This is a genomic window from uncultured Pseudomonas sp., from assembly GCF_943846705.1.
In the GTDB taxonomy this organism is placed as follows: Bacteria; Pseudomonadota; Gammaproteobacteria; order Pseudomonadales; family Pseudomonadaceae; genus Aquipseudomonas.
The window spans coordinates 280,937-293,926 of record NZ_OX044366.1; the positions used below are offsets into that span (position 1 = coordinate 280,937).

Genomic DNA, 12,990 nt, shown 5'->3' on the forward strand with positions numbered 1-12,990 from the left:
GGAGGCCCTCGCCATGCTGGTGCACCTGTCCGTACACAACTACGCCATCGTTGAACACCTTGATCTAGAGCTGGATGCCGGCATGAGCGTAATCAGCGGCGAAACCGGCGCTGGCAAGTCGATCATGCTCGACGCCCTCGGCCTGACCCTGGGCGATCGCGCCGACAGCGGCGTGGTGCGCCCCGGTGCGGACAAGGCCGACATCCTCGCCAGCTTCGACCTGCACGACATCCCCGAAGCCCGCGCCTGGCTGGCCGAGCGCGACCTGGACAACGACGGCCCGTGCATCCTCCGTCGCGTGATCACGGCCGAAGGCCGCTCACGCGGCTATATCAACGGCTCGCCCTGCCCGCAAGGCGACCTGAAAGCGCTCGGCGAGTTGCTGATCGACATCCACAGCCAGCATGAGCATCAGTCACTGCTCAAACCCGAGACGCACCGCCGCCTGCTCGATGAATACGCCGGCAGCCAGGACCTGGCGCGCCAGGTCCAGCTTGCCGCACAGCGCTGGAAACAAACCAAGACCGAACTGCAACGGGTCTCCAGCCTTGGCGACGAACAGCGCGCTCGTCACCAACTGCTCAGCTACCAACTGGAAGAACTGGATAACCTGGCCCTCGGCGAAGATGAACTGGAGCAACTGGAGCAGGAACACAAGAACCTGACCAACGCCGAAAGCCTGCTCAGCGCTTGCCGCCTGGTGATTGAACAATGCAGCGAGAACGACGCCGGCAACGTGCTGTCCGCCCTGACCAACAGCCTCAACCGCCTTGGCGGCTTTCAGGGCCAGCCCGGCGCACTGAGCGAAGCCACCAACCTGCTGGCCAGCGCACAAATCCAAGTGGAAGAAGCGGTCGGCGAACTCAATCGCTTTCCTCGACCATTTCGATGCCGACCCCGAACGCCTGCGACAGATGGAAGAGCGACTCGACGCGATCTACACCCTGGCGCGCAAGCACCGCATCCAGCCAAGCGAACTGGGCGCCATGCAACAACAACTGTTCGAAGAACTGGAAAGCCTCAACGCTGACGACCAAGCAGCCGAACGCCTGAGCGAAGAGCTGACTGCCTTCGAACGGCATTACCAGGAAAAAGCCGCGCAATTAAGCAGCTTACGCAACAACGCAGCCAGCCAACTGGCCAGCGCAGTAGAAGTGGAGATGCAAACCCTGGGCATGCCGGGCGGCCGCTTCACCATCAAACTGAGCGCCCACAGCAACAGCGAGCCGCACCCCAATGGCTTGGAGCAATTGGAATTTCTGGTCAGCGCCAACCCAGGCCAGCCACTCAAAGCCCTGGCAAAGGTCGCCTCGGGCGGCGAGCTGTCGCGGATTAGCCTGGCGATTCAGGTCATCACCGCGCAAACCTCACGCGTACCGACGCTGGTATTCGATGAAGTCGACGTCGGCATCGGCGGCCCTACCGCCGAAGTGGTCGGGCAGTTGCTGCGCAAGCTCGGCGAGCGCGGCCAGGTACTCACCGTGACCCACCTGCCGCAGGTCGCCGCACAAGGCCATCAGCATCTGTTTGTGCACAAGGTTCGCCAGAGCGATGCCACACGCACCGCCGTGAGCAAACTCAGCGCCGCGCAGCGGGTCGAGGAAATCGCACGCATGCTCGGTGGCGTAGACCTGACCGAAGAATCCCTAGCCCACGCACGACAGATGGTTAGCAGCGCGCAAGTCTGATTTGCAGCCCCGCAGAAAGCACAAAGGCGACCCGAGGGTCGCCTTTTTCATGCCGCTACCAATCAGCTTTTCTTGCGCACATACAGCACAAGATTGTGATCGACCAACTCGAAACCATGTTCTTTAACGATTTCTTTCTGGCGCTTTTCGATCTCGGCATCGAAGAATTCAATCACCTCACCGGAGTCGACACAGACCATATGGTCGTGATGCCCACTGTCCGCCAATTCGAAGACCGCATGACCGCCATCAAAATTGTGGCGAACCACCAGGCCAGCGGCTTCAAACTGCGTCAACACCCGGTAGACAGTGGCCAGGCCAACGTCATCGCCCGCCTCCATTAATGCCTTGTAGACATCCTCAGCGCTCATGTGACGCTGATCGGCAGAGTCGAGCATTTGCAGTATTTTGACCCGTGGCAGGGTTACTTTCAGGCCAGCCTTGCGTAGTTCGCTATTTTCAACCATGGTCTGCTTTCTCACGGAAGCGGCTTCGCAGCTTCCTTTATTGCGGGTATGATCCGGGTTTATATTGCCCAGCCAAGATAGTGGAAGTCGCCCACCGATGCAAAAGACCAAACTCCTGCTGACCAGCCTCTCCCTTACGGGGCTACTCGCACTCGCCGGTTGCTCATTCCCCGGGGTTTATAAAATTGACATCCAACAGGGCAATGTCGTGACGCAGGACATGATAGACCAGTTGCGTCCGGGAATGACCCGCAAGCAAGTGCGTTTTATCATGGGCAACCCGTTGCTCACTGACACCTTCCATGCCAACCGCTGGGATTACCTGTACAGCATCCAGCCGGGTGGCGGGCAGCGCCTGCAAGAACGCGTTAGCGTGAACTTCGGCGCTGACGACCAACTGGTCGGCCTGTCGGGTGACTTTATGCCTGGCGTAAGCCGTGACCAGGCGATCCTGGGTGAAGCCAGCGGCGTAAGCACTCCGCAGGCCAGCCAACAGGTTGAAGAGAAACCTGCACCGGGCTCGCTGCTTGAGCAAATACAGCGCGAAGTGGACGACGTAAAAGTTGTGCCAGTGCCAACACCAGAGCCTCTGGAAAGCACGCCACAGTAATCATTTGCGAATAAAAAGCCCGGACATGTCCGGGCTTTTTTGTGTCAGGGCATCCATGCCCGCACCCATAAGCGCTTACTTAATGCCCGCCACCCTCGGCCTTGGCTTGCGCCGCTTTAGCCGCACGCTGCTTGCGCACTTCTTTCGGGTCGGCAATCAGCGGGCGGTAGATTTCCACACGCTCCCCCTCTTCCAGCACGCGCTCATCCGGCTTGCTGACGGCCTTGCCGAAGATACCCAGCGGGCTGTTGTGTAAATCCAGCTCGGGAAAATGCGCCTGCATGCCGGACTGCAACGCGGCCTGGCGCACTGTAGTGCCATAAGGCAGGCTCAGGCGCAGCAACTTCTGTTTGTCAGCCAAGGCGTAGACCACCTCGACCACCATGTTTGGCTTATCCATAGAGTTGCTTGGCCCTTTGGCAAAAAGCATCAACCAGCGTGTTGGTGGCCTGATTGAACAATGGCCCGAGCGTGGCCCGCACCAACGGCCCAGCGTAGTCGAAGGTCAGGTCAAGGCTGATCTTGCAGGCCTTGTCGCCCAGCGCCTTAAATTCCCAGTGCCCGTACAACTGGGTGAATGGTCCCTCAATCAGGTTCAAAGTAATCCGCTCACCAGGCACCAGAATATTGGCGGTGACAAAGCGCTGGCTCAGACCACCCTTGGCCACCGCCAGACTGGCGCGCATGTGCGTATCACTAGCCTCAAGCACTTCGCTGGCCGAGCACCACGGCAGAAACTGCGGATAGCTGGCCACGTCATTGACCAGATCAAACAGCGCCTGCGCGGGATACGGTAACAACGCCGAACGCTGAATATGCGTACTCATAACCCAACCACTTGGCTAAACAGAATGCAGATGATCATTTACTCAGCTCTGCGACAAACACGATTAACACGCCAATCGGCGCGACCACACGAATAGACCAATACACCACACTGAACAGCAACGGGCTCTTCATGGCCAACTCTTCGCGTACCACCTCACGCTTGAGCACCCAGCCGGCAAATACGGCAAAAGCCAGACCACCGAGCGGCAACAGAATCCGGCTGGTCAGGTAATCGATGCTGTCGAAGAAGTTCCGCCCACCCTCTGCACCCCACTGGAACAGATGGAAACCATCCTCGGCAAATACAAAAAACTTCGCCTCAGCACCCAGGTTAAAGGACAGCACCGTGCCCATACCAATGACCCAGCAGAGGAATGCCAGCACGCTGGTCACCAGCACCCGACTGCGCTTGCTGCGTTCAACCAGATAAGCCACCGCCGGCTCCAGCATGGAGATCGACGACGTCCAGGCTGCAATCAGCACCAAAACAAAGAACAGTGTGCCCATCACCTGGCCAAAAGCGATATTGCCGAACGCCACCGGCAGGGTGACAAACATCAGCCCCGGCCCGGCACTCGGCTCCAAGCCACCCGCGAAGACAATAGGAAACAGCGCCATACCTGCTGTGAGGGCCACCAGGGTATCGAGAATACCGACGGTGAGGATGGTGCTACCAATCGAAGCCTTCTTCGGCATATACGCGCCGTAGACCATGATCGCGCCCACGCCCACGCTCAAGGTAAAGAAGGCGTGGCCCATCGCGGCCAGCAAGCCCCCCAGAACCCGATCCGGCTGGAAGTTGAACAGAAAGTGGAAGCCCTGCATAAAGTGCCCGGTGGTCATGCTGTACCCCAGCAGCACCAGCAGCAGCACGAACAGCAGCGGCATCATGATGCGCAAGCTACGCTCCAGCCCCGCCACTACGCCACGGGCGATAACAAAGCCGGTCAGCAGCATAAACAGCGTGTGCCACAGGGTCAGCCGCCATGGGTCGGCGGTCAACGCACCAAAGGCGGCGCCGGCCCCCTGGGCAGAGACACCGGCAAATTTGCCGCTACCCATACTGAGGATGTAATCCAGCGACCAGCCCGCCACCACGCTGTAAAACGACAAAATCAGCAGCGCGGCAATCATCCCCATCAACGCCGCCCAGGACCACTTCGGTGAAGCACCCGACTCAATGGCCAAAGCCTTGAGGGTGTTCACCGGGCTCTGCCGGCCGCGCCGACCGAGCAGCGTCTCCGCGAGCATGATCGGCAGACCGACCATAAAGATGCACACCAGGTACATCATCACGAAAGCCCCGCCGCCGTACATGCCGGTCATGTAGGGGAACTTCCAGATGTTGCCCAGGCCGACGGCCGAACCGGTCGCTGCCAGAATAAACACCCAACGGCTGGCCCAGGCACCGTGTATCGAAACCTTATCGTTCGCCATGCTCGGCTAGCCCGCTCTATTTAAAAAAGATCGTGCATTGTCGGGGATTCGCCAAGGCGGCTCAAGCGCAGCCGACACTGGGTGGCCCGCGAGCGCTTTTGCCTTGTCGCACACATAGCTTCCTCGCCTGTGACTCCCTATAATGCGCGCCCTATGGCTAAACAAAAGAAACACCCGCAAGGCACCATCGCGCAAAACAAGAAGGCGATGCATGACTACTTCGTCGAAACCAGATTCGAGGCAGGCTTGGTCCTGGCTGGCTGGGAAGTAAAAAGTCTGCGCGCCGGTAAAGCTCAGCTGGTCGACAGCTACGTATTGCTGAAGAACGGCGAGGCCTGGCTGATGGGCTGCCACATCACCCCATTGACCACGGCCAGCACCCACGTGATCGCCGACCCGATTCGCACCCGCAAGCTGCTGCTGAACAAGCGCGAGCTGGACAAACTGTTCGGCGCCGTACAGCAGAAAGGCTATGCCTGCGTGGCGTTGTCGATCTATTGGAAGGCGCACCTGATCAAGTGCGAGATTGCCCTGGGCAAGGGCAAGAAGGACTTCGACAAGCGCCACACCGAAAAAGAGCGTGACGCTGACCGCGAAGTGCAGCGTGCCATGCGCACCAAAGGCAAAGACGACTAAACGCGCCGAACCAAATAAAAACGCCCCGCTGATGCGGGGCGTTTTTGTTATAGCAATCCGCTTAGCGCAGCTCGGTAAACGCCAGCTTAACGCCCAAACCAATCAACACCGTGCCCATCAGCCGATCAAACCAGTGGCCCATGCGTGCAAAGCCGGCGCGCACCCGCCGGTGGCTGAACAACTGGGCGACCAGACAGAACCACAACGCAGTCGCCAGCGCCAGGTAAACCCCATAACCAGCCTGCACCAGCAACGGCGTATGCGGGTTGATCACCACAGTAAACAGCGAGAGGAAGAACAGCGTGGCCTTGGGGTTCAAGCCATTGGTCACAAAGCCCGCGACAAAGGCTGCACGAGGCGAACGCACGCCCCCCGCCAAGATCAACTCAGCCTCTGCAGAGCTGGCCGGCTTGGCGCGCAACGCCTTGATGCCGATGTACAGCAGGTAGGCAGCAGCCAGCCATTTCAAGGCGTTGAACAACACAATCGACTGCGACACGATCAAACCGATGCCCAGCAGCGAGTAAGCCACGTGGATAAAAATCCCGCAGCCGACACCGATCGCACTGAAAATCCCGGCGCGCCGCCCATGGCCGACACTTTCGCGTACCACAATGGCAAAATCCGGCCCCGGACTGGCCACCGCCAACAAGTGGATCAGCGCTACAGCTAAAAACTCAGTCCAGTACATGGGGGCTCCGCCAGGTCGAAATGATTCTGTTAGGCTCGCAACCTTACTCTCCTCGCAAACCCTCAGGATAGATACAGCTGATGAGTAACAATCTCCGCGCCGTCTTTCTCGACCACAGTTCACTCGACCTGGGCGACCTCGATTTGTCCGGCCTGAGCGCCTGCTTTGCCGACCTGCAACTGTATCCGCACAGCACCCAGGCGCAGACCATCGAACGCCTGCAGGGTGCCCAAGTGGCAATCAGCAACAAAGTGCCTCTGAATGCCGCGGTATTCGCCGCCTGCCCGGAGCTTAAGCTGATCTTGGTGGCAGCCACCGGCATCAACTCGATTGACCTGGCCGCTGCCCGCGCCCACGGCGTCAGCGTGTGCAACTGCCAAGGTTACGGCACGCCATCCGTGGCGCAGCACACCTTGATGCTGCTACTCGCGCTGGCCACGCGCCTGCCGGACTATCAGCAGGATATTCGCGCCGGGCGCTGGCAGCAGGCGCAGCAATTCTGCCTGCTGGATCACCCGATCATTGAGCTGCACGGCAAAACCCTCGGCATGCTCGGCCATGGCGAGCTCGGCAGTGCCGTCGCCAGGCTGGCCGAAGCCTTTGGCATGCGCGTACTGCTCGGCCAGTTACCCGGCCGCCCCCCCCGCGCAGACCGCTTGCCGCTGGATGAGCTGCTGCCACAGGTCGACGCACTCACCCTGCACTGCCCGCTGAACAGCGACACCCTGAACCTTATCGATGCCCGTGAGCTAAGCCTGATGAAGCCCGGTGCCTTGCTGATCAACACCGCGCGCGGCGGCTTGGTCAACGAACAGGCCCTGGCTGACGCACTGCGCGCCGGCCACTTGGGCGGCGCGGCCACCGATGTATTGACCCAGGAGCCACCCAAGGATGGCAACCCGCTGCTCGCCGCCGACATCCCTCGACTGATCATTACCCCACACAGCGCCTGGGGCAGCCGCGAGGCACGGCAGCGCATCGTTGGCCAAATGACTGAAAACGCTCAGGCATTTTTCAACGGCGCGCCCGTGCGCGTTGTCAGCTAAGCTACGCGACTTTTTTCCAGGAGCGCTTATGGACCCGCGAAGCGAAGTACTGCTGCGTCAGGCTGAACTATTCAACGGCCCACTGCTGCTTGCCGGCTTGCCGGCGGATGACCTGCTCGGCCACTTCCCCGACGCTCACGGCTGGAGCTGGCACGCCGGCGAGCATGCTTTGCTGGACGCGCGCTTCAACAGTCGTTGCCATTTCGGCACGCAGCCTGGCGAGCGCGACTGCCAGGCAGCCGTGTTGTTTCTACCGAAATCCCGCGAACTCACCGAGTACCTGCTCAACGCCTTGGCCGCTCGCCTGGGCGGTCGTGAGCTGTTTCTGGTCGGGGAAAAACGCGCGGGCATCGAGCGCGCCGCGAAACAACTGGCGGCCTTTGGCCAGGCGCGCAAGCTCGACAGTGCGCGGCACTGCCAGCTCTGGCAGGTTCGCGTTGAGCACAGTCCTGCCACCCCGGACCTGCACAGCCTGGCGCAACGCTACGAGCTCCCCTTGGCCGATGGGCCGCTGCAGGTCCTCAGCTTGCCAGGCGTATTCAGCCACGGTCGCTTAGATGCCGGCAGTGCGCTGCTGCTGGAGCACTTAGACGACTTACCAAGCGGGCATATTTTGGATTTCGGCTGCGGCGCTGGCGTGCTCGGCGCAGCACTCAAACGCCGCTACCCGGATAGCCAGGTGACGATGCTGGATGTTGACGCTTTTGCCGTGGCAAGCAGCCGCCTGACCCTGGCCGCCAATGGCCTGCAGGCCGAAGTGCTCAGCGGTGACGGCATTGATGCCGCCCCCACCGGCCTTAGCGCGATCCTCAGCAACCCGCCCTTTCACCAAGGCGTGCACACCCACTACCAGGCCACCGAGCACCTGCTGCGTCAAGCGGCCAAGCACCTGACTAGCACCGGCGAGCTGCGCCTGGTTGCCAACAGTTTCCTTAAATATCCACCGCTGATCGAACAGCACCTCGGCCCTTGCCAGACGCTGGCCGAGGCCAAGGGCTTTCGCATCTATCGCGCCTGTAAAGGCTGAATCGAGGCTTGCCCTATCCCAGGCACGCGGGCAAAATGCGCGCGTCCTAGGGGAGTAGTCTCCCGCGAGCGCCAGCTCGCCCGGCACGCGTCAACATACTTGCTCAGCAGAGCATGGCGCGTGCGACCCAAGGCCCACTCAGTGGCGCCTGCGGTTTGACCAGACCTATGACACGCACACCTTACCCGGGGCGGGAAGGCTGTACGTGTCATAGCCATGTCGACCCGCCCCTTTAGGAACGCCTGATGCTCGAATCCCTATTTGTCCCAACCTTTATCGTTGCCCTGGCTGAAATTGGCGATAAAACGCAATTGCTTGCCCTGCTGCTGGCGGCGCGCTTTCGCAAGCCCTGGCCGATCATCTGCGGCATCGTGGTCGCCACGCTGGCTAACCATTTCGCGGCGGGCGCTATCGGTAACTGGGTCGCCAGCTTCTTCTCCCCCGCCACCCTCAGCTGGGTACTCACCGCCAGCTTTGTTGCGGTAGCGCTGTGGACCTTGGTCCCGGACACCCTGGATGACGATGACAGCGCCAGCTTCAAGCGCTACGGGCCATTTCTGACCACGCTGATTGCGTTCTTCCTCGCCGAAATGGGCGACAAAACCCAGGTCGCCACCGTGATGCTCGCCGCACAATACCCGCACTTTATTCTGGTAGTGATCGGCACCACCCTGGGCATGCTGCTGGCCAATGTACCGGTGGTGCTGGCCGGCAACTTCGCCGCCGAGCGCCTGCCACTGACCCTGATTCGCCGCGCGGCAGCCAGCGCCTTCGCAGTGCTGGCCGTATATACCGGGTACCAGGCGTTGCAATTCAGCGGGCTGGTTTGACCGCGACCCTGGCGTTTCTGCCGCTACCTCGACTGGTAGGCGACTGCTACAGTGCGCCCCTCCACTTGCTGCCAGGGAGGCACGCATGTCGCTGGATGATCGGAAAAAGCGGGTACGCCAGCACATCGAGCTGTCGTGGAATAAAGGCCGTATGGCGCTGGCTGAGCAACTGCACAGCAAAGACTTCCTTTATAAAAGCTCGTTTATTGGCCGACCACTGGCCAGCTCGGCATTTGCTCAGATGGTCCAGGACATCCGCCACGCCATGCCGGACCTGCAGGTGATGGTTGAGGAATGCATTGCCGAGGATTACAAAGTGGTGACGTGGAGCACCCTGATCGGCACCATCCAGCGGCCCGCGCTCGGCTATCAACCCAGCGACAAAGTGCTGACTATCTCGGCCATGGCCTTCTGGACGCTGACCTCGAGCAACGAAATCCAGGAAATCTGCACCATGTTCGACATGGAAAGCTTCCGCTCACAACTGGGCCTGCCCAGCCAGCCCTTTGCGGCCAAGGCGCTGCCTTAGGGCATCGAACGCCAGCCAACAAAAAGCCCCGTATGCGAGCGGGGCTTTTTTATTCACAGCGGCTTAGCGCGCGCGTTCGTACAGCGGCATTACTTTGGGAATCGCCGCCTGCAACGCAGCAATCCGGCTGTTTGACGACGGGTGAGTACTCATAAACTCAGGCGGCGAACCTTCGCTGACGGACGCCATCTTCTGCCACAGGCTGATGGCGGCGTTGGGGTTGAAACCACCACGGGCGGCCAACTCCAAACCAATCAGGTCGGCCTCGTTCTCATTGCCACGGCTATTGGGCAGGGTCATGCCGTACTGCACTGCGGCATCAGCCAGCGCCAGGGAGTCGGAGCCCAGACCGAGCAAGGCACCCGCGCCCTGCTTGGCCATCTCGATGCCATAGGCCTTGGACATCGCCTCACGGCTGTGTTCACGCAGGGCGTGAGCCATTTCGTGGCCCATGATCGCGGCAATCTCGTCATCAGTCAGTTTCAGCTTATCGATGATGCCGCTGTAGAAAATGATCTTGCCGCCGGGACCACAGTTGGCGTTCAGCTCGGGGCTCTTGATCAGGTTGACTTCCCACTGCCACTGCGCCGAATCCGGGCGAAACAGCGGTGCCTGCTTGATCAGGCGATCGGCAATCGAACGCAGGCGCTTGGCGTTGTTGCTGGTTTTATCCAGCACACCCTTGCTGGAAGCCTCACCCAGGGTCTGTTGATAGGACTGCGCGTACATCTGATTGACTTCTTGAGTCGAGAGCGCGCCGAACATGTACTGCTTACGTTCAACACCTACTGCGCCGCCACTGGTGGTATTAACAGCCTGGCAACCAACCAGCAACAAGGCCGCAGTCAGGCCGGTGATTCGAGATAAAGGGCTCATCCGTGCTTCTCCAATTGAAACAGCAACGTATGCTAGGCCTCGCACCACTGCCGGGCAACTACCAGACAGCACTTGCCGGCTCGTCATACGACTCAGCGAGCACCGATAATTAAGGCTTTGCCCACGTCTGGCCGATAACCAGAGCACGCATAACAAGATCTCGCCTGGAGGCGTAATGAAGCTCAAGTCCATCCAGTTTTCCGTCCTCGTCTTTGCAGGAGCCAGCGTGCTTGCTGTGGTCGTGGCACTGATGCTTTATGCAATATTTTCCGGCATCCGCACCCAGGAACTGGTGCAGGCGCGCAGTCAGGCGCAGGTAGAGGACGACATCCAGCAACGCCTGATTGCCCTGGCCCAAGGCCAGGTGCGGCAGATCCAGCGCGAGCTGGAATACCCACTGACGGTCGCCCGCAGCCTGGCGCAAACCAATATGCTGCTGGGCAGCGAGGATGCCAGCGGCAACCCGGCGCTGAGCATCAGCCGCGAGGAACTGTCGAATCTGGTGCGCCAGACCGTGGCAGAGAACCCCAAGCTGCTCGATGCCTTTATCGGCTGGGAGCCGAACGCCTTCGACGGTAACGACGACCTTTACGCCGGGCAGACCGAGCAAGGCTACGATTCCAGTGGGCGCTTTATGCCTTGGTGGTATCGCAAAGCGGACGGCAGCCTGATGGTTGAGGCTCTTGGCGAAAATATTGAAGGCACGACCCTGCTGCCTACCGGCGTACGTGAGGGCGAGTACTATCTGTGCACCAAAGAACGCCAACAAGCTTGCATCGTTGACCCCGCGCCCTACGAAATAGACGGCAAGATGGTGCTGATGTCGTCGTTCAACGTACCGCTTATGGTCAAGGGGCAATTCCGCGGCGTGGTCGGCGTCGACCTGTCGCTGCAGTCCATCCAGGACTTCCTCAGCAACGCGGCTACCCAGCTCTACGAGGGTGCCGGGCAGATGGCGCTGATTGCCAGCAACGGCCGCCTGGTGGCCTTCACCGCAGATCCCAGCAAGCTTGGCGAGGTTGCCACGAATGTGCTCGACGCCGACGCCATCGCTTCGCTGAAGCACCTGCAAAGCGACACACCGCTGTACCAGCTGGATACACAACAGGGCATGCTGCAAGTGCTGCTGCCCTTCCAGATTGGCGATACCAACACCCAGTGGACGCTGGTGCTGCAACTGCCACAAGAAGTGGTTTTCGCCCAGCTGCACAAGCTGCAGAGCGACCTCAAGAGCCAGCATGATGCCGATATGCTCGGCATGGCTCTGGTCGGCCTGTTGGTGGCCGGCGTCGGCCTGCTGGTGATCTGGCTGGTCGGCCTGGGCATCGCCCGGCCGCTGAAGCAGATGGTCGCCATGCTCGACGATATTGCCCAGGGCGAAGGTGACTTAACCCGGCGCCTGAGTACCGACCGCGCCGATGAACTCGGCGCCATTGCCAACGGTTTCAATACCTTCCTCGGCAAGCTGCAGGCAATGATCAGCCAGGTCGTCAGTTCGGTGCAGAAGGTCAGCGACTCATCCGAGCACAGCGCCGACATCGCCATCCGCACCAACCAGGGCGTGCAGCGGCAAATGAGCGAAATCGATCAGGTCGCCACCGCCGTGCACGAGATGACCACCACTGCCATGGACGTGGCACGCAATGCCAGCCATGCCGCCGAGGCGGCCCAGCATGCCGATGATTCGGCCAACGACGGCAAACGCGTGGTGCAGAACACCGCCACCTCGATTGCCGCGCTGGCCAGCGAGATCGGCCTGGCGGTCGGCGTGGTGCAAACCCTGGCCAAAGACAGCGAAAACATCGACGCCATCCTCACGGCCATTCGTGGCATCGCCGAGCAAACCAACCTGCTGGCCCTCAACGCCGCCATTGAAGCAGCGCGGGCCGGCGAACAAGGCCGGGGGTTTGCCGTGGTAGCCGACGAGGTGCGTAACCTGGCGCAAAAGACCCAGCAAGCCACCGAAGAAATCCAGAGCATGATCCAGCAATTGCAGCACGGCACCCGTGAAGCAGTGCGGGTCATGGAGGAAAGCCAGGTCAAGAGCAACGACAGCGTGCAGCATGCGGCCCAGGCCGCCAACGCACTGGAGTCGATCACTCAGGCGGTGTCGGTGATCAATGATATGAACACCCAGATCGCCAGCGCTGCCGAAGAGCAGAGCGCGGTCGCCGAAGACATCAACCGCAACGTGACCAACATCGGCCAAGTGGCCAATGAAGTCGCCAGCGGTGCCGACGAGGCCAACCAGGCCAGTGCAGAGCTAACCAAACTGGCCGAACAGCAGCGTCGCCTGATCAACCAGTTCAAGGTCTAAGGCTACAG

General features: G+C 60.5%; 13 protein-coding genes, 1 pseudogene and 1 riboswitch. Of the genes and pseudogenes, 8 read left to right on the forward strand and 6 right to left on the reverse strand.

Annotated features, from left to right (window positions below; genetic code table 11):
* Positions 1–13 precede the first annotated feature (13 nt).
* Positions 14–1,688: pseudogene (recN, locus tag Q0V31_RS01355) on the forward strand (DNA repair protein RecN).
* 62 nt (positions 1,689–1,750) lie between these two features.
* Here recN and fur read toward each other — a convergent pair.
* A complete protein-coding gene (fur, locus tag Q0V31_RS01360; protein ID WP_298183572.1) occupies positions 1,751–2,155 on the reverse strand; it encodes a ferric iron uptake transcriptional regulator in 405 nt (134 codons plus the stop codon).
* 97 nt (positions 2,156–2,252) lie between these two features.
* Between fur and Q0V31_RS01365 the strand changes: the two genes are divergently transcribed.
* Positions 2,253–2,765, forward strand: a complete 513-nt coding sequence (locus Q0V31_RS01365; protein ID WP_298183574.1) for an outer membrane protein assembly factor BamE — start codon at positions 2,253–2,255, stop codon at positions 2,763–2,765.
* Between the two features lie 79 nt (positions 2,766–2,844).
* Here the strand turns inward: Q0V31_RS01365 and Q0V31_RS01370 are convergent, their stop codons facing one another.
* Genes Q0V31_RS01370 through Q0V31_RS01380 form a run of 3 tightly spaced genes read right to left on the reverse strand, consistent with a single transcriptional unit; the run spans position 2,845 to position 5,030 of the window.
* A complete protein-coding gene (locus tag Q0V31_RS01370) occupies positions 2,845–3,165 on the reverse strand; it encodes an RnfH family protein (RefSeq protein ID WP_298183576.1) in 321 nt (106 codons plus the stop codon).
* Positions 3,158–3,592, reverse strand: coding sequence for a type II toxin-antitoxin system RatA family toxin (locus Q0V31_RS01375; protein WP_298183578.1), 435 nt, complete (start codon positions 3,590–3,592; stop codon positions 3,158–3,160). The genes Q0V31_RS01370 and Q0V31_RS01375 overlap by 8 nt, the downstream gene beginning before the upstream one ends.
* 34 nt (positions 3,593–3,626) lie before the next feature.
* The gene (locus tag Q0V31_RS01380) at positions 3,627–5,030 is read right to left on the reverse strand and encodes a sodium-dependent transporter (RefSeq protein WP_298183580.1); all 1,404 of its coding nucleotides are present in this window, start codon (positions 5,028–5,030) and stop codon (positions 3,627–3,629) included.
* Positions 5,031–5,183: 153 nt separating this feature from the next.
* Between Q0V31_RS01380 and smpB the strand changes: the two genes are divergently transcribed.
* On the forward strand, positions 5,184–5,666 hold the full coding sequence (gene smpB, locus Q0V31_RS01385; protein WP_298183582.1) for an SsrA-binding protein SmpB: 483 nt from the start codon (positions 5,184–5,186) through the stop codon (positions 5,664–5,666).
* Positions 5,667–5,727: 61 nt separating this feature from the next.
* Here smpB and Q0V31_RS01390 read toward each other — a convergent pair whose 3' ends face one another.
* Entirely contained in the window at positions 5,728–6,357 is a 630-nt protein-coding gene (locus tag Q0V31_RS01390) for a LysE family transporter (RefSeq protein ID WP_298183589.1), read from the reverse strand.
* 80 nt (positions 6,358–6,437) lie between these two features.
* On the opposite strand from Q0V31_RS01390, the gene Q0V31_RS01395 reads away from it, so the two are divergent.
* The 4 genes from Q0V31_RS01395 (at position 6,438) to Q0V31_RS01410 (ending at position 9,789) form a co-directional block, all read left to right on the forward strand.
* Entirely contained in the window at positions 6,438–7,403 is a 966-nt protein-coding gene (locus Q0V31_RS01395; RefSeq protein WP_298183591.1) for a 2-hydroxyacid dehydrogenase, read from the forward strand.
* A 28-nt stretch (positions 7,404–7,431) separates the two neighbouring features.
* A complete protein-coding gene (locus Q0V31_RS01400; protein ID WP_298183593.1) occupies positions 7,432–8,430 on the forward strand; it encodes a class I SAM-dependent methyltransferase in 999 nt (332 codons plus the stop codon).
* Between the two features lie 31 nt (positions 8,431–8,461).
* Positions 8,462–8,667: riboswitch (yybP-ykoY riboswitch) on the forward strand.
* 8 nt (positions 8,668–8,675) lie between these two features.
* Entirely contained in the window at positions 8,676–9,260 is a 585-nt protein-coding gene (locus Q0V31_RS01405) for a TMEM165/GDT1 family protein (RefSeq protein WP_298183595.1), read from the forward strand.
* 85 nt (positions 9,261–9,345) lie between these two features.
* Entirely contained in the window at positions 9,346–9,789 is a 444-nt protein-coding gene (locus tag Q0V31_RS01410) for a ketosteroid isomerase-related protein (protein WP_298183601.1), read from the forward strand.
* 63 nt (positions 9,790–9,852) lie between these two features.
* Here the strand turns inward: Q0V31_RS01410 and Q0V31_RS01415 are convergent, their stop codons facing one another.
* Complete coding sequence (locus Q0V31_RS01415) at positions 9,853–10,665, reverse strand: M48 family metallopeptidase (RefSeq protein ID WP_298183606.1); 813 nt, start codon at positions 10,663–10,665, stop codon at positions 9,853–9,855.
* Between the two features lie 175 nt (positions 10,666–10,840).
* On the opposite strand from Q0V31_RS01415, the gene Q0V31_RS01420 reads away from it, so the two are divergent.
* Positions 10,841–12,982 carry a methyl-accepting chemotaxis protein gene (locus Q0V31_RS01420; RefSeq protein WP_298183608.1) on the forward strand — a complete coding sequence of 714 codons (2,142 nt, stop codon included), beginning with the start codon at positions 10,841–10,843 and terminating at the stop codon, positions 12,980–12,982.
* Positions 12,983–12,990 lie beyond the last annotated feature (8 nt).